14 protein-coding genes are annotated in these 16443 nt (G+C 63.4%); 8 read left to right on the top strand and 6 right to left on the bottom strand.

What is annotated here, in order from left to right:
* Nucleotides 1–85 precede the first annotated feature (85 nt).
* Nucleotides 86–2347 carry a ribonuclease R gene (gene rnr, locus ACPS74_RS16050; RefSeq protein ID WP_029651255.1) on the top strand — a complete coding sequence of 754 codons (2262 nt, stop codon included), beginning with the start codon at nt 86–88 and terminating at the stop codon, nt 2345–2347.
* A 184-nt stretch (nt 2348–2531) separates the two neighbouring features.
* On the opposite strand, the gene ACPS74_RS16045 is transcribed toward rnr, so the two are convergent.
* From ACPS74_RS16045 to ACPS74_RS16035, 3 genes are all read right to left on the bottom strand, one after another.
* Nucleotides 2532–2969: a hypothetical protein gene (locus ACPS74_RS16045; RefSeq protein WP_029651256.1), complete on the bottom strand. Its 438-nt coding sequence runs from the start codon at nt 2967–2969 to the stop codon at nt 2532–2534.
* Between the two features lie 18 nt (nt 2970–2987).
* On the bottom strand, nt 2988–3182 hold the full coding sequence (locus ACPS74_RS16040; RefSeq protein ID WP_157055268.1) for a hypothetical protein: 195 nt from the start codon (nt 3180–3182) through the stop codon (nt 2988–2990).
* 161 nt (nt 3183–3343) lie between these two features.
* On the bottom strand, nt 3344–4339 hold the full coding sequence (locus ACPS74_RS16035) for a hypothetical protein (protein ID WP_029651258.1): 996 nt from the start codon (nt 4337–4339) through the stop codon (nt 3344–3346).
* A 369-nt stretch (nt 4340–4708) separates the two neighbouring features.
* Here ACPS74_RS16035 and rpmG point away from each other — a divergent pair, with 369 nt between their 5' ends.
* From rpmG to ACPS74_RS16010, 5 genes are all read left to right on the top strand, one after another.
* On the top strand, nt 4709–4876 hold the full coding sequence (gene rpmG, locus ACPS74_RS16030; RefSeq protein ID WP_014892635.1) for a 50S ribosomal protein L33: 168 nt from the start codon (nt 4709–4711) through the stop codon (nt 4874–4876).
* A 478-nt stretch (nt 4877–5354) separates the two neighbouring features.
* Nucleotides 5355–5768: a hypothetical protein gene (locus ACPS74_RS16025; protein ID WP_029651259.1), complete on the top strand. Its 414-nt coding sequence runs from the start codon at nt 5355–5357 to the stop codon at nt 5766–5768.
* A 4-nt stretch (nt 5769–5772) separates the two neighbouring features.
* A complete protein-coding gene (locus ACPS74_RS16020) occupies nt 5773–6519 on the top strand; it encodes a 3-deoxy-manno-octulosonate cytidylyltransferase (RefSeq protein ID WP_029651260.1) in 747 nt (248 codons plus the stop codon).
* Nucleotides 6516–7379 carry a prephenate dehydratase gene (locus ACPS74_RS16015; protein WP_029651261.1) on the top strand — a complete coding sequence of 288 codons (864 nt, stop codon included), beginning with the start codon at nt 6516–6518 and terminating at the stop codon, nt 7377–7379. The genes ACPS74_RS16020 and ACPS74_RS16015 overlap by 4 nt, the downstream gene beginning before the upstream one ends.
* Nucleotides 7380–7545: 166 nt before the next feature.
* Complete coding sequence (locus tag ACPS74_RS16010; protein ID WP_018407604.1) at nt 7546–7980, top strand: HIT family protein; 435 nt, start codon at nt 7546–7548, stop codon at nt 7978–7980.
* Nucleotides 7981–8060: 80 nt separating this feature from the next.
* Here ACPS74_RS16010 and ACPS74_RS16005 read toward each other — a convergent pair whose 3' ends face one another.
* Both ACPS74_RS16005 and ACPS74_RS16000 read right to left on the bottom strand, forming a co-directional pair.
* Nucleotides 8061–9641, bottom strand: coding sequence for a DEAD/DEAH box helicase (locus ACPS74_RS16005; protein WP_029651262.1), 1581 nt, complete (start codon nt 9639–9641; stop codon nt 8061–8063).
* 242 nt (nt 9642–9883) lie between these two features.
* Entirely contained in the window at nt 9884–10240 is a 357-nt protein-coding gene (locus ACPS74_RS16000) for a hypothetical protein (RefSeq protein WP_029651263.1), read from the bottom strand.
* 267 nt (nt 10241–10507) lie between these two features.
* Between ACPS74_RS16000 and clpS the strand changes: the two genes are divergently transcribed.
* Both clpS and clpA read left to right on the top strand, forming a co-directional pair.
* Nucleotides 10508–10864: an ATP-dependent Clp protease adapter ClpS gene (clpS, locus tag ACPS74_RS15995; RefSeq protein WP_018407599.1), complete on the top strand. Its 357-nt coding sequence runs from the start codon at nt 10508–10510 to the stop codon at nt 10862–10864.
* Between the two features lie 9 nt (nt 10865–10873).
* On the top strand, nt 10874–13312 hold the full coding sequence (gene clpA, locus ACPS74_RS15990; RefSeq protein WP_029651264.1) for an ATP-dependent Clp protease ATP-binding subunit ClpA: 2439 nt from the start codon (nt 10874–10876) through the stop codon (nt 13310–13312).
* Between the two features lie 111 nt (nt 13313–13423).
* Here the strand turns inward: clpA and uvrA are convergent, their stop codons facing one another.
* The gene (uvrA, locus tag ACPS74_RS15985; RefSeq protein ID WP_029651265.1) at nt 13424–16423 is read right to left on the bottom strand and encodes an excinuclease ABC subunit UvrA; all 3000 of its coding nucleotides are present in this window, start codon (nt 16421–16423) and stop codon (nt 13424–13426) included.
* Nucleotides 16424–16443: the final 20 nt, after the last annotated feature.

Genomic DNA, 16443 nt, shown 5'->3' with positions numbered 1-16443 from the left:
GTCCTATATGTGTGATGCCGAGTCCGGTTGAAGTGCGCGCCCGCCGCGTCGAACGGCGATTTTATTGCCTCTTTTGAGCGAGCCCTTGGCGAAAGACGACACAGCAAAACACACGCCCTCCCGCGAAGACATCCTCGCCTTCATCACCCGCGAAACCGAGGCAGGCGGCCCGCGCAAGATCGGCGTGCGTGAAATCGCCCGCGCCTTCGGCGCTGCGGGCGACGACCGCATCGCCATCAAGCGCCTGCTCGCCGAGATGGCGGATGAAGGCCTCCTGGAAAAGCGCGGCAAGCGCGTGAACCGCAAGGGGACGCTGCCGCCGGTTTCGCTCGTCGACATCATCGCGCGCGACCGCGACGGCGAGATGGTCGCCGCGCCGGTCGAATGGGACGAGGACGAGCTGGGGCCGGCGCCGCGCATCCGCATCCACGCGCCGCGCCGCGCCCGGCCGGGCGAGCCCCTGCCCGGCGTCGGCGATCGCGCGCTGGTTCGCGCCGAGCCCGACCGCGAGGCTGGACCGGCCGAGCCGCCCTATGTCGGACGCGTCGTCAAACTCCTGTCGCGCCAGCGGCAGCGCGTGCTCGGCGTGCTGCATATCGAAGCGAATGGCGCCGGCCGCATCGAGCCGATCGACAAGAAGCAGGCCGGACGTGAACTCGCCGTCGCGGCGGCCGACATTGGCGCAGGCAAGCACGGCGATCTCGTCTCGATCGATCTCGTCGGCAAGACGCGCTTTGGCGCGCCGCGCGCCCGCGTGCGGGAAACGCTCGGCTCGGTGACGGGCGAAAAGGCGGTGAGCCTCATCGCGCTGCGCGCGCATGACATTCCGGACGTGTTTCGCGCCGAGGCGACGACGGAGGCCGAGCGCGCGCGGCCCGCGTCTCTGCACGGCCGCGAAGACTGGCGCGATCTGCCGCTCGTCACCATCGATCCGCCAGACGCCAAAGACCACGACGACGCTGTGCACGCCGCGCCTGACAGTGCGCCCGATAATGACGGCGGCTTCGTCCTGACGGTCGCGATCGCCGACGTGGCGCATTATGTGACGCCGCGCTCGGCGCTCGACCGCGACGCCTTGGAGCGCGGCAATTCGGTCTATTTCCCTGACCGCGTCGTGCCGATGCTGCCCGAACGCATCTCCAACGACCTGTGCTCATTGCGGCCTAATGAAGATCGGCCGGCGCTCGCCGTGCGCATGCGCGTCACCAGCAAAGGCAGGAAGATCGACCATAGTTTTCATCGCGTGATGATGCGCTCGCACGCCAAGCTCGCCTATGCGCAGGCGCAGGACGCGATCGAGGGGCGCACGGATGAAACCACGAAGCCGCTGCTCGCCCCGGTGCTGCGGACGCTTTACGCCGCGCATGAAGCGCTGCAGCACGCGCGCAATCTGCGCGCGCCGCTCGATCTCGATCTGCCCGAGCGCAAGATCCTGTTGAAGAAAGACGGCTCCTTCGACCGCGTCATCATTCCGCCGCGGCTCGAAGCGCATCGCCTGATCGAAGAATTCATGATCCTGGCGAATGTCGCGGCGGCCGAAACTTTGGAGCAGCATCGCCAGCAGCTGATCTATCGCGCCCATGACGAACCTTCGCGCGAAAAGGTCACGGCGCTTTCGGAATTTCTCGCGACGATCGGCGTCAAGCTCGCCAAGGGCCAAGCGCTGCGCCCCGCGCATTTCAATGTGATCCTGGGTCGCGTGAAAGGCCTGGAGCACGAGAACATCGTCAACGAGATCATTCTGCGCACGCAGGCGCAGGCCGAATATACGCATGAAAATTACGGGCACTTCGGACTCAATCTGCGCCGCTACGCGCATTTCACCTCGCCCATCCGCCGCTACGCCGATCTCATCGTGCATCGCGCGCTCATTCGCGCCTTGAAGCTCGGCGAAGGCGCCTTGCCGGAGATGCCGGTCGGCGAACTTGCGGAGATCGCCGCCCGCATCTCCGCGGCAGAGCGGCGCGCCATGGCGGCGGAGCGCGAGACGGTCGATCGGCTCATCGCGCACCACCTCGCCGACCAGATCGGCGCGCGCTTTCAGGCGCGCATATCGGGCGTCACGAGATCCGGTCTGTTCGTGCGCCTCGCCGAGACAGGCGCCGATGGATTCGTGCCGGCGGCGACGCTGGGCCGTGAATATTACGCCTATGACGAGGCCGCCCATGCGCTCACCTCGCGCTCCGGCGTCAGCTACCGGCTGGCGGATATTATAGAAGTGAAGCTGATCGAGGCGGCGCCGATCGCCGGCGCCTTGCGCTTCGAGGTCGTGAGCGGCGGCGAGCGCCGCGCGCCGCCGCCGCGGGCGAAAAAGGAACGTGAACGGAAGCCCGCGCGCCGCAAATGATAGTTTGATACGGGTCCGGCTGATGAGTTCGCTTGGACCGCTGTCATTCCCGACAGGCCGAAGGCCTGATCGGGAATCCAGAGCCGATTCCAAGAACACTGGTTTGCTCTGGATTCCTGATCGCGCGCTTTGCGCGCGTCGGGAATGACAGCCGAGCCGTTCGAACGGAGCGTCGATCGAGGCCCTATGTGATGCCCGTCACAACCGACTCTACTTTTCGCCAAACGCCGTTGCGCTTTTCGAGAATTACCGCCACGACCATAAATTCGAGAGGTAAGGGCGTCACCTTACCGTCTGGCCATCGTATGAATTGCCGTTCTTCAACAACTTTGACGAACGCAGCCTTACGAAATCTGGTGTCGAACACCGGAAAAGAATATTCTGAACGCCTATAGTATTCAGATAGAGGAGAAGCTTCAATCTTACGCTCATCTCGCAATTTTATTTTTTTCTTGAATGCTTCAAACAACTCGTGAAATTCTTCTTTATCCTGATCTTCTGTGCAGAAAGCTTCCGGCTGCTTGCCTTCCGGATCGAATATTTTCTTGACCTCATAGAAGCCAGAAGGATTTTCCGCGGCCAGTCCCGCCAGCGCCTTGATCCCGAAATATTTGCGCGACAAACCCTCGGGAATGCTCGTCTACCTCCAGCTCGCCGCATAGAAGCAGCGCGGCAGTGGATCGGGAGTGTCTTTAGGGTGCATGACTCCATAGGCGCGAAAGAGCGCGATCGCCTCCTTCACAACCCGCTCCTCTGACTCCTCCGCCAGAGCGACGCCTGAAAACAATATGGCGGCGAGCGCGAAAGCGGTCGCGATATGATGTTTGAATCTCAATTTGGCCTCCATCGAAAAAGCTGAATTCACGCCTTCGAGAAAACGCAAAAGCCCCGCCGCTAACGATGGGCAGGGCTGCTATTGTATCCAAAGTCGCCGGCGGGCGCGCCGCGCCCTCCGATTATTCTACGCGAGCGAAAAGCCGATAGGCCCGGCGCGCCTCACGCGCCTTTCGCGCAGATGAAGACCTGTCGGCGCCGGCCCCAGCACTCACCTGTTCGATAGACCTTGCCGAGGCTGCGGCCGCCGAGGCTCGCCGTCCACGTCCGTCCATGATCTTGCGTCAGAACGACGGCGTCGTCTCCGGCGTTGAGCGTCAGCGTCGAGCGCCTGGGCTGGCCGAGCATGCAGCTGCGCTCGAAGAGAACCCGTCCATCGACCTTGACGAAGCATTTGGCGCGGCGGCCCTCGTTCGCGGGCTCGTCCTCACGCTGGCTTTCGCGCGCCGCGGTCCGCGCCGCTGGCGCCGCGTCGTCCGGCTCCGCCGTCGCGGCCGCATCAACGGGCGGCGCGGCGTCGAAGGCGGTGTTCGGCAGCGCCGCGCCGAGCGGCGGAACCGCCGCCGCGCCGAGCGTTGACGTGGCGGCGGGAACGTCGGCTTTTTGGGGCGGCGCCAGCGGCTCCGGCAAGGGCTCCGCCGCGGCCTGAGCCTCCAGAAGCCGCTGCTTTAGCTCCTTGGAGTCGGGTGTCGGCGGCGTCGGAGACGCAATTGTGTCCAGCGGGGCGCTAACGGTAAGCGACGAGGATGGCGCGACGTCGGCGGCCTGTGCGGCCTCGGTCACGGGCGCCGGCGCCGGCTGCTCGATCCGCACAGGCGTCGTCGGCGTTTCGACTTGACGCAGCGTCGCGCCATCGGCGCGCGGCGCGGGCGCGCCTCTCATCGCGAGAGTCGCGACGACGACGCCTCCCAGCAGGATGGCCCCGGCGACGACATAAAACCAGATCGGCGCTCTGAATGACGCGGCGCCCTGGACCGCGCGCCACTCGCCAGCGACGTCGCTCGAAAAATCCCTGATCCAGCCCATCGCCCGCGTGTTGCGGAAGGGCCTTTCCAAGCTTTCGAGCTCTCTTAAGAGGCGCCGCTTCTCTTGGAGTATCCGCCGTTCAAAATTCTCCAACTCCGCGACTTTGCGCCGCTTTTCGAGTGTTACGCTCATACTACTCACTCCAAGCGCGTTCGCGTGAAGGCGAAGGAAGTACTTCTTCACGACGAGACATGCAGGCTCTGCGCTCGACGGCGCGCGCGAGCACCAGCTACTTACGAGATATTTCTCCCCGCCCGAGTATTGCCGCGCAATTCGCCGGAGTCGTTCCGGCCCTACGCTGCTCCTCTTGTGGATTAACCAACAAAATTATGGCTGTTCTTTGCCGCATCCTCTTGACGAGGCGCGAATCGCGCACGACTGAGGTCGGCCCCGCGCGCCTTCTTGACATCGTTCGCACCGCACGTATGTTGCCGGCCAATTCGCTCCCGGCGCGCTCAGCGACCGGGACGATTTCATTTCTCTGATAGACTGGGATGAGCGATGGCCAAGTCCGCCATGATCAAGATCAAGCTCCTGTCCACGGCGGATACGGGCTATTTCTACGTGACGAAAAAGAACGCGCGCACGAAGACGGAAAAGCTCGTTTTCAAGAAATACGATCCCGTCGTGCGCAAGCACGTGGAATTCAAGGAAACCAAGATCAAGTAAGCGCGCGCGGATAAAGGCGCGCGCGCCTTGCCAAGGCGTTCGTCACAACCGCTGGTCTAGCCAGGAGGAGCGTCGCCGCAGGGGGACGCTTCCAAACTTTATTGGCTGCAAACTTTATTGGCTGGGTGAGGAACCGCTTGGGGAAGGCGGCCGACTGACGATGGCTTCAAGGAGGCCACTCCAACCACCGCCAGTCGGCCAACCCCACGGACCCAGGAGATGCGGCGGACCTGAGCACTCCGCAGGGTATTCAAAGTTGTGCCGAATACGCATCAAACGCTTACGCACGCCATGGGTCTTGTTGCAGGCCCTTCGACGCCGCCAGACGCGCAACTCATTTGGCGCAGTCACGTTACTCCGGCTGCACAAAAATGCAACTATCTGATATGAATTTTCACAGACGCCGAGTTGTGAAGCGTTTGTGCAACAGCGTAACAAATAACATCGCGCTGCGATGAACGCGGCGCCGGAGGAATAGATGACATCTCGATTCCGCTTTGTTCTCGGGCTTGTGGCCGGCGTCTCAATCACCCTGACGCTTTCCGCTTGCGGCGACCATATGCCCGGCGACGCCACCGGCGCGAAGGTGTTGCGCAATCTTCTGGAGAAGAACGGCGTCGACGCCAAGCTCGTCTCCTTCAAGAAGGTGCAGGGCCGCGAAGTGAAACGCGAGAACATCGACGCTTACGAATTGATGTATGAGGCTGAAATTCTGTTTCCCGAGGGTTTCGAAGCCAAATGCGCTGATGAGCGCGAGCGCGGAACATGCGCCTTTCTCGGCCTCGACAACGACCGGACATTCACCAAGGCCGAAGTGCACACGAGCGAAGGCACGCTGCATTTCGTGAAGAGCGAAAAGGGCTGGATGGCCGAGGATAGCAACGCCTATTAGCGCCGTGCAGGCGCTCGCGCCGATCGTCATCATTCCGGCGCGTCTGGGCTCGACGCGTCTTCCCGGCAAGCCGCTCGCCGAAATCGACGGTCGTCCCATGATCGTCCATGTCTGGGAACGCGCATGCGCCGCGGCGCTCGGACCCGTCGTGGTCGCGACCGACTCTCCTGAGATCGCGCGCGCGATCGAGTCGGTCGGCGGACACGCGGCGCTCACGCGCGGCGCTCACGTCTGCGGCAGCGATCGCATCGGCGAAGCCTTGCGGGCGCTCGACCCACAAGGCCGGCATGGCGCCGCCGTCAATCTGCAAGGCGACCAGCCCTTGCTTCCTGACGGGGCGCTCGAAGCGGCGCTCGCGCTTCTCGACGATCCGGCCGTCGACATCGGCACCCTCGCCTGCCCGGCCGGCGCCGAAGACGCCGGCGATTCCAACGCCGTCAAGCTCGTGGGAGCTCCGCTCGCGCCTGGTCGGGTTCGCGCGCTTTACTTCACCCGAGCGCCCGCCCCCCATGGCGATGGGCCGCGTTTGAAGCACATCGGCGTCTACGCCTTTCGCCGCGCGGCTCTGGAACGCTTCGTATCGCTACCGCCCTCCTCGCTTGAACTGCGCGAAGGGCTTGAGCAGCTGCGCGCGCTCGAGGCCGGCATGCGCATCGACGCCGCGCTGCTGGACAAAGGAGCCCCATCGGTGGATACGGAACGCGATTTGACCGCGCTGCGCGCCGCGGCGCGCGAACAGGACCCAAAGTGACGCAATATATCGCCTATCAAGGAGAGCCCGGCGCGAATTCCGACCTCGTCTGCCGTCAGGCCTTTCCGCAACTGACGCCGCTTCCTTGCGCAAGCTTTGAGGACGCCTTCGCGTCGGTGACCGAGGGGCGCGCCGTGCTCGGCATGATCCCGATCGAAAATTCGATCGCCGGACGCGTCGCCGACATTCATCATTTCCTGCCGCATTCCGGTCTGCATATCGTCGGCGAGCACTTCCTGCCGATTCATTTCCACCTGATGGCGCCGAGGCGCGCGACGCGGCAGGGGCTCAAGAGCGTCTACAGCCATGTCCATGCGCTGGGTCAGTGCCGCCGCGCCATCCGCGAACTCGGCCTCGCGGCGCATACCGCCGGCGACACCGCCGGCGCCGCGCGCGAAGTCGCCGAATGGGGTGATCCGACGAAGGCCGCGATCGCGCCGCGACTCGCCGCCGACATCTACGATCTCGACGTGCTGGCGGAGAATATCGAGGACGAGGCGCATAACACGACGCGCTTCATCGTGCTGTCGAAGACCAAGCAATGGGCGGCGCCGAATGCGGGTTCGACCATCACCACCTTCATCTTTCGCGTGCGCAACGTGCCGGCCGCGCTATACAAGGCGCTCGGCGGCTTCGCCACCAATGGCGTCAACATGACCAAGCTCGAGAGCTACATGGTTGACGGCGAATTCGCCGCGACGCGGTTTCTCGCCGACGCCGACGGACATCCCGAACAGCCGGCGATGGCGCGGGCGCTTGAAGAACTGCAGTTCTTCTCCAAGGAAGTTGAGATTCTCGGCGTTTATCCCGCGAGCGATTTCCGCCTCACCAATATCCGCGCCTTCGCCTTTGGGGATTGACAGGCCTCAACCGCAATTGCTTTCCTTGCCGGCCTTCTTCAGCGGGAACGGACTGTCGCCCCAAGCGACGCTTCGTTCGCGCCATGAGCGACGTCCTTCGAGACGCAAGCGCCCGTCGGAACGGCCAAAATGATTTTCAGGAGCAAGCGCTCGAAGGGAACAGCCCATGGCCGTCGCCTATGATCCCAATAATATTTTCGGCAAGATCCTGCGCGGAGAAATCCCTGCGCATAAGGTCTACGAGGACGACGTCTCGCTGGCGTTTATGGACATCATGCCGCGCGCCGAGGGCCATGTTCTGGTGATTCCGAAGGAGGGCGCGCGCGGCCTCCTCGACGTCTCGCCGGAAACGCTCGGCCAATTGATCAAGCGCGTGCAGCATGTCGCGAAGGCGATCGAAAAGGCCTTTGCCTCGGATGGCCTGACTCTACATCAATTCAACGAAAGCGCCGGCGGACAGGTGATCTATCACCTGCACTTCCATCTGCTGCCGCGTTGGGAAGGCGTCGCCTTGCGCCCTCCGGGGACCATGGCCGAGGATGCAAAGCTCGCTGAACAGGCGGAGAAAATTCGCGCCGCCATGGCGCCGTTCGAAGGATGAGGCCGCTGCGGCAAGGGCTTGCCTGATCGGCAAGCCTTTGACCAGGCAAGCCTTTGACCGGGCAAGCCTTGCTGGAAGACCTATTCCTCGCCGACCTTCGCCGGCCTCAGCGCCACCGGGCGCAGCAGGAAAGACGGCACGTGGTCGCCCAGTCCAATGACGGGCGGCCCATCGTCTTCATGATGGCGCGGGCGGCGCTCACGACGGTCTGCGACAGGCGCCCCGGCCGGCGCCCCATAGGCTGGAGTTCGGAGACTTTCTCCCTCCGCCTTGGCGCGGCCGCCGCGCGTCCGGCCCATGCTCACGGGCGCCTCGCGTTCGGCGGCTGGCCGGCGGTGATGCGCGCCCGCTTCGCCCTCGACGGCGGCTGGCCGGCGGGTGACGGGCGCTTCGCGTTCGGTGGCGGCTGGCCGGCGGTTAACGCGCGCTTCACCCTCGGCGGCGGCTGGACGGCGTCCCCGCTCCCGGCGCGGGCCGCGTTCGGCCCGCTCGCCGCGGCGCTCTTGCGGGCTCGTCTCCATGGGCGGCGGCAAGGCGTCGAAGCCCGGCCCCTCCCAATCGATCGCCTTGCCGATCAGGCTCTGGATCTGGTCGATGTATTTCATGTCGTCGCCGGTGACGAGCGTGATCGCCACGCCCGATCGGCCGGCGCGGCCGGTGCGGCCGATGCGGTGCACGTAATCTTCGCTATGAGTCGGGACGTCGAAGTTGAGCACATGGCTCACGTCCGGAATGTCCAGGCCGCGGGCCGCCACATCCGAACACACGATCAGCGACACATCGCCGTTCTTGAACGCGTCGAGCGAGGCCATCCGCGCCAGCTGATCCATGTCGCCGTGCAGGGCGCCAGCGGAAAAGCCGTGTTTGACGAGCGAGCGATGAAGGGTCGCCACGTCGCGCTTGCGGTTGCAGAAGATGATCGCGTTCTTGAAGTTGTCGGCGTCGCGAATGAGCTTGCGCAACGTCTCACGCTTGTCGGCGTGGCCTCGCGAAGCAACGAGAACTTGCCGGATCGTGGTCGCCGTCGTCGCGGCGCGCGAGACTTCGCAACGGATCGGATTATGCAGAAAGGCTTCCGTCAGCCGCGTGATTTCAGGCGGCATGGTCGCAGAGAAGAAGAGCGTCTGCCGCGTGAACGGCACCAGCTTGCAGACGCGTTCGATGTCGGGAATGAAGCCCATGTCGAGCATACGGTCGGCCTCGTCGATGACGAGAATTTCGATGCCCGTGAGCAGCAGCTTGCCGCGATCGAAGAAGTCGAGAAGGCGGCCCGGCGTGGCGATCAGCACGTCGGCGCCGCGCATGATTTTGGTTTCCTGCTCGCCGAAGGCGACGCCGCCGATCAGCAACGCGACGTTGAGACGATGGTTCTTGCCGTATTTGGCGAAGCTTGCTTCGACCTGCGCGGCAAGTTCGCGCGTCGGCTCGAGAATAAGGGTTCGGGGCATTCTGGCGCGGGCCCGGCCGCTTTCGAGACGGCTCAGCATCGGCAGGGTGAAGGCGGCGGTCTTGCCGGTGCCCGTTTGGGCGATCCCAAGAATGTCGCGCCCCTGCAAGGCGGGTGGAATAGCCTGCGCCTGAATTGGCGTGGGGGTCGTATAGCCGGACGTTTGGACGGCTGCGAGAACCTTTTGGGAAAGGCCCAGTTCTTCGAATGTCATTAATTATCCTGAATTACGGCTCGCATGTGCGGAAATTCCGCTTGCGCGCCAGCCGTAAAGAAGCGCGCGTGGATTGTTGAGAGAAGTCGCCGTCGTCGCCGCAACGGCTATCTGGCCCGCCGACGGTCCGCCGCAAAGAAGCGCGGGCGATAGCCACGGGAATGCTTTAAGGGCAATTGCCCGATTGTCAATAAATATATGCGCCTGTCGGGCCGCGCACACGAGGGGTGGGCGCAAAAAAACTAATGATCGGCGATTTCGCCAGCTTCGCCGCAAGGCGTTAACGCCTTCCGTCCTTTGCGCCTGTCCGGGATCGTGCCTGTCGGCGAACGGTCGACGTCGACCTCGCGTTGTCCGGTCGGCGCCGGCGCCTCGGTTTGCGGCGCCGCCTTGGCAAGACCGGGCAGATCGGTTTCTGCTCCCCGGGAAAAGCCTGCGGGCGCCAGCGCTTCGGGAGGCTCAAACATATTTGAGAGCAGCTTGGCGCCGAGCACGCTGCACAAACAAGCGGCGATCGATAGCGCCGCGAGACTCCAAACGCCCGCCGGAAGGCCGGCGCGGGGGTGGCTTAAACGGCGATGCTCGAGGGGTCGACGCACTTGAATGCCTGAAGGTTAGCGGTGTGACGCTAATCTTGCGCAGGTAAATTTTTTATTGATGCGGCTTTCGACAAAACTCGGCGCCGGCGAGTCGCGCGACCCCTTGCCAAGCCGGAGGGAAAGCTCAAAACTAGCGATATTCTTGATTTCCCCCACCGTGGAAATGGCCCAGATTCTGCGAGGCGACCCTAAAAGAACCACTGTAACGACCTACATGAAAAGGATCGAAAGGGTGAAGACGTGGCGGCGGAGGATTTAACGCTAGCGATGGCGGCCAATGCGCCGCGAGCGGCCAAGGAGCCGCGTAAGGGAGGCGACGTCGGTCCCGGGGCCGGAACCGCCCTCGTCACGCGAACGCGTCCTCAGACGCGCAAGCCCAATATGTATCGGGTGCTTTTGTTGAATGACGACTACACGACGCAGGAGTTCGTGGTGATCGTGCTGCGGAAATATTTCAACAAATCCGTGGAGGAAGCCACGCGCATCATGCTCCACGTTCACAATCACGGCGTCGGCGAATGCGGCGTTTACACCTACGAGGTCGCTGAGACCAAAGTCACCCAGGTCATGGATTTTGCAAGGAAGCATCAGCATCCCCTGCAATGCATCATGGAAAAGAAATAGGACGAGCGCATGCCGACCTTCTCGCGCAATCTCAAGCAGACCCTCGACCGTGCGCTCGCCTCCGCCCGCGAGCGGCACCATGAATATGCGACGCTCGAGCACCTGCTGCTGAGCCTCGTCGAGGACGTCGATGCGTCGGCGGTGCTTCGCGCCTGTTCCGTGGATCTCGATGTGCTGACCAAGAATCTGCGCGACTACATCGATCGCGAGCTCGACAACCTCGTCAACGAAGACGCGGATGAATGCAAGCCGACCGCCGGGTTCCAGCGGGTCGTGCAGCGGGCGATCATCAGCGTCCAGTCGTCCGGCCGCGAAGACGTCAGCGGCGCCAATGTTCTTGTCGCGCTGTTCGCCGAGCGCGAAAGCCACGCCGTCTATTTCCTGCAGGAGCAGGACATGACGCGCTATGACGCCGTCAATTTCATCAGCCATGGCATCGCCAAGCGTCCGGGACTTTCGGACGCCAGCCGGAGCCCGCGCGGCGTCGACGACGACGGCGAGCGCAGCGAAGGCCGAGAGGGCCGAGAGGGCGAGAGCCGCAAGAAGGAAGGCGCGCTCGAGGCCTATTGCGTCAATCTCAACAGGAAGGCGCGCGACGGCCGCATCGACCCGCTGATCGGCCGCGAGCCGGAGGTGCTGCGCACGATTCAGGTCCTGTGCCGCCGGCAAAAGAACAATCCCCTGCTCGTCGGCGATCCCGGCGTCGGCAAGACCGCGATCGCCGAAGGCCTCGCGCGCAAGATCGTTTCGAACGAAGTGCCGGAGGTTCTCGCCGGCGCGACGGTGTTCGCGCTCGACATGGGCGCGCTGCTCGCCGGCACGCGCTATCGCGGCGACTTCGAAGAGCGCCTGAAGCAGGTCGTGAAGGAAATCGAGAATCACAAGAACGCGATCCTCTTCATCGACGAGATCCATACGGTGATTGGCGCGGGCGCCACCTCGGGCGGCGCGATGGACGCCTCGAACCTTCTGAAGCCCGCCCTGGCGCAGGGCGTTCTGCGCTGCATCGGCTCGACGACCTACAAGGAATACCGGCAGTATTTCGAGAAGGACCGCGCGCTCGTTCGCCGCTTCCAGAAGATCGACGTCAACGAACCCTCGATCCCCGACGCGATCGAAATCGTGAAGGGGCTCAAGCCCTATTTCGAAGAGTTCCATAAGATCCGCTACACCAACGACGCGCTGAAGGCCGCGGTGGAGCTCTCGGCGCGTTACATTCATGACCGCAAGCTGCCGGACAAGGCGATCGACGTGATCGACGAAACCGGCGCGGCGCAGATGCTGGTCGCGGAAAACAAGCGCAAAAAGACCATCGGACTGAAAGAGATCGAAACGACGATCGCCACCATGGCGCGCGTGCCGCCGAAGACCGTCTCCAAGGACGACGCCGAAGTTCTCGCGCATCTCGACGAGACGCTGCGGCGCGTCGTCTATGGGCAGGATAAGGCGATCTCGGCGCTGACGTCGGCGATCAAGCTCGCGCGGGCGGGTCTGCGCGACCAGGAGAAACCGATCGGCTGCTATCTCTTCTCCGGACCGACCGGCGTCGGCAAGACCGAAGCCGCGCGCCAGCTCGCGACATCGCTCGGCATCGAGCTCGTGCGCTTCGACATGTCGGAATATATGGAGCGCCATACGGTGAGCCGGCTGATCGGCGCCCCTCCCGGCTATGTCGGCTTCGATCAGGGCGGGCTGCTGACCGACGCCATCGACCAGCATCCGCATTGCGTGCTGCTGCTCGACGAGATCGAGAAGGCGCATCCCGATCTCTACAACATCCTGCTGCAAGTGATGGATCACGGGAAGCTGACCGACCACAACGGCAAGACCATCGACTTCCGCAACGTCATCCTCATCATGACGACGAATGCGGGCGCGCAGGATCTTGCCCGCACGCCGATCGGCTTTACGCGCACGCGCCGCGATCTCGACGACAGCGAAGCGATCAATCGGCTCTTCGCGCCGGAGTTCCGCAATCGTCTCGACGCCATCGTGCCTTTCGGTCATCTGCCGGTCGACGTCATCAAGCGCGTCGTCGACAAATTCATCATGCAGCTCGAAGCGCAGCTTGCCGACCGCAACGTCACGATCGAGCTCACCGATGAAGCGCGCAGCTGGCTCGTCGAGCACGGCTATGACGAAGCCATGGGCGCCCGGCCGATGTCGCGGGTCATCCACCAGCACATCAAGACGCCGCTCGCCGACGAGGTGCTGTTCGGCCGTCTGAAGAACGGCGGCGCGGTGCGAGTCGTCGTCGTGGGCGACGATAGCGGAACGAAGTCGCTGGGCTTCGTCTTCCCGGAGGGACCGGTGTTGCCGCGGCCTGAGCGCGACATCTTCGAGGCCGGCAAGAAGCGCGCGGCGGAGGAAGCCGCATCCGGAGATGATTCGGGGATTCGCAGCGCCGAAGCGGAACGCGACGAACGTCCGGCGCCGCTGAAGAGCTAAACGCCTAACGGGCGCGCGCCGCACAACAAACATGGGCCGCTTCGCATGCGCTGCGAGGCGGCTTTTTTTTGAGGAGAAGACGTGGCCGCGACGCTCGCCGCGACGGGCTTTTTAAACCGTTCGCGCTTTCTTGGGCTTCGCCAGCGCCGCCACGGATGGTTTGCGCGCCATCGCTTCAGCGAGATAGCGCCCGGTGTGGCTGCGCGTTTCCTTGATGATCTGAGACGGCGGTCCGGTCGCGACGATTTCGCCGCCGCCGTCGCCGCCCTCCGGCCCCATGTCGATGATCCAGTCCGCCGTCTTGATGACTTCGAGATTGTGCTCGATCACGACCACCGTATTGCCCTGTTCGACAAGCTCATGCAGCACTTCGAGCAGCTTGGCGACGTCGTGGAAATGCAGACCCGTCGTCGGCTCGTCGAGAATATACAGCGTGCGGCCTGTGGAGCGGCGCGACAGCTCCTTGGAGAGCTTGACGCGCTGGGCCTCGCCGCCCGACAGCGTCGTCGCCTGCTGGCCGACATGGATGTAGTCGAGGCCGACGCGTTTTAAGGTTTCCATCTTGTCGCGGATCGAGGGCACCGCCTTGAACAGAGTCGCCGCCTCCTCGACCGTCATGTCGAGCACGTCGGCGATGGATTTTTCGCGATATTTCACTTCAAGCGTCTCGCGATCGTAACGCTTGCCCTTGCACACGTCGCAGGTGACGTAAACGTCCGGGAGAAAGTGCATCTCGATCTTGATGACGCCGTCGCCCTGGCAGGCTTCGCAGCGGCCGCCCTTGACGTTGAAGGAGAAGCGTCCCGGCGCATAGCCGCGCGCCTTCGCCTCGGGGAGGCCCGCGAACCATTCGCGAATCGGCGTGAAGGCGCCGGTATAGGTCGCCGGATTGGAGCGCGGCGTACGCCCGATCGGCGATTGGTCAATGTCGATGATCTTGTCGATCTGCTCGAGGCCTTCGAGGCGATCGAAGGGTGCCGGGTGCTCATGCGCGCCGGAGAGCCGCCGCGCGACGGCCTTGTAGAGCGTTTCGATGACGAGCGTCGACTTGCCGCCGCCCGAGACGCCCGTGACGCAAGTGAAAAGGCCAAGCGGCACTTCCGCCGTAACCTCCTTGAGATTATTGCCGCGCGCGCCAAAGAGCTTGAGCCAACGCCCGGGCGTCGGCTTGCGCAGCTTGTGACGAAGGATCACCCGCTTCTCGCCGGTCAGATATTGCCCGGTGAGCGAAGCTGGATCATTCATGATCTCCTGCGGCGTCCCCTGCGCGACGATTTTGCCGCCGTGAATGCCGGCGCCGGGTCCGACATCGACGACATAATCCGCGGCGAGAATCGCGTCCTCGTCGTGCTCGACGACGATGACGCTGTTGCCGAGATTGCGCAGCCGCCGCAGCGTGTCGAGCAGACGGTCATTGTCGCGCTGATGCAGCCCGATCGACGGCTCGTCCAACACATAGAGAACGCCGGTCAGCCCCGAGCCGATCTGCGACGCGAGGCGGATCCGTTGGCTTTCGCCGCCCGACAGCGAGCCTGAATTGCGCGACAGCGTCAAATAGTCGAGGCCGACGTCGACGAGAAAATTTAGCCGGTCGCGAATCTCCTTCAAGATGCGGAAGGCGATTTCATTGCGCTTCTTGTCGAGCGAGTCGGGCAGCGCGCGAAACCAGTCGAGCGCGGCGCGCACCGAAAGCTCCGAGACTTCGCCGATATGTTTGCGCGCGACTTTGACGGCGAGCGCTTCGGGCTTCAAGCGAAAGCCTTCGCAGGCGAGACAGGGCGTCGCCGACATGTAGCGGCCGATCTCTTCTCGCGCCCATTCGCTGTCGGTTTCGAGATAGCGCCGCTCGAGATTGATGACGACGCCTTCGAACGGCTTCTTCACGTCATAGGCGCGAAAACCGTCGTCATAAGAGAAGCGGATCTCCTCCTCGCCCGATCCGTAGAGAATGACGTTCTTCGCCTTGTCGGAAAGCGTCTCCCACGGGACGTCGAGCCGAAACTTGTAATGCTTGCCGAGCGCTTCGAGCGTCTGCTGATAATAGGGCGAGGTCGATTTCGCCCAGGGCGCGACCGCGCCTTTGCGCAGCGTCAGCTTTGGATTGGGCGCAACGAGGTCGGCGTCGACCTTCTGCTCATGGCCGATGCCGCCGCAGACCGGACAGGCGCCGAAGGGATTGTTGAACGAAAACAGCCGCGGCTCGATCTCCGGGATCGTGAAGCCCGACACGGGACAGGCGAATTTCGACGAAAACAAAATGTGATGCGGCGCGTAATGCGTCGAGACGTTCGCCGCCGCCTGTACAGGCGTGAGCAGAACATTCTGGCCCTTTGGCGCGTCGGCGAATTCGACGACGGCGAGGCCGCCGGACAAGTCGAGCGCGGTCTCAAAACTGTCGGCCAGTCTCGCGCTCATGTCGGGACGCACGACGATGCGATCGACCACGACATCGATGTCGTGCTTCAATTTCTTGTCGAGCGCCGGCACGTCGGCGATCTCATGATAGGCGCCGTCGATCTTGAGGCGCTGGAAGCCTTTCTTCGTGTATTCGGCGATCTCCTTTCGGTATTCGCCTTTGCGGCCGCGCACGACCGGCGCGAGCAGATAGAGCCGAGAGCCTTCAGGAAGCGCCAGCACGCGATCGACCATTTGCGAGACGGTCTGACTCTCGATCGGCAGCCCTGTCGCTGGCGAATAGGGCACGCCGACGCGGGCCCAGAGCAGGCGCATATAGTCGTGAATCTCGGTGACCGTGCCGACGGTCGAGCGCGGGTTTTTGGATGTCGTCTTCTGTTCGATGGAGATCGCCGGCGACAGCCCGTCGATCTGATCGACGTCGGGCTTCTGCATGATCTCCAGAAATTGCCGCGCATAGGCCGACAGCGACTCGACATAGCGTCGCTGGCCTTCGGCATAGATGGTGTCGAAGGCGAGCGACGACTTGCCCGAGCCGGACAGGCCGGTGAACACCACCAGCTTGTCGCGCGGAATCGTCAGATCGACGTTCTTGAGATTATGTTCGCGCGCGCCGCGGATGGAGATGGATTTCGAGTCTGCGCTGGAGTTAATTGATGCGCCCGCTCGCGCGTCCTTTTGCTTGATGATCGCCATTCACAAAGGCCGGAAGGAGA

This window comes from Methylocystis sp. SB2, assembly GCF_049817085.1.
GTDB lineage: Bacteria > Pseudomonadota > Alphaproteobacteria > Rhizobiales > Beijerinckiaceae > Methylocystis > Methylocystis rosea.
Note: the sequence above shows the minus strand (reverse complement) of the source record. Positions and strands in the feature narration are given on the sequence as shown.

Bases quoted from the DNA above. Each gene is read 5' to 3' on its own strand.
- ACPS74_RS16035 (WP_029651258.1), bottom strand. From the start codon at position 4,339: ATGAGCGTAACACTCGAAAAGCGGCGCAAAGTCGCGGAGTTGGAGAAT.
- rpmG (WP_014892635.1), top strand. From the start codon at position 4,709: ATGGCCAAGTCCGCCATGATCAAGATCAAGCTCCTGTCCACGGCGGAT.
- ACPS74_RS16025 (WP_029651259.1), top strand. From the start codon at position 5,355: ATGACATCTCGATTCCGCTTTGTTCTCGGGCTTGTGGCCGGCGTCTCA.
- ACPS74_RS16010 (WP_018407604.1), top strand. From the start codon at position 7,546: ATGGCCGTCGCCTATGATCCCAATAATATTTTCGGCAAGATCCTGCGC.
- ACPS74_RS16005 (WP_029651262.1), bottom strand. From the start codon at position 9,641: ATGACATTCGAAGAACTGGGCCTTTCCCAAAAGGTTCTCGCAGCCGTC.
- clpS (WP_018407599.1), top strand. From the start codon at position 10,508: ATGGCGGCCAATGCGCCGCGAGCGGCCAAGGAGCCGCGTAAGGGAGGC.
- clpA (WP_029651264.1), top strand. From the start codon at position 10,874: ATGCCGACCTTCTCGCGCAATCTCAAGCAGACCCTCGACCGTGCGCTC.
- uvrA (WP_029651265.1), bottom strand. From the start codon at position 16,423: ATGGCGATCATCAAGCAAAAGGACGCGCGAGCGGGCGCATCAATTAAC.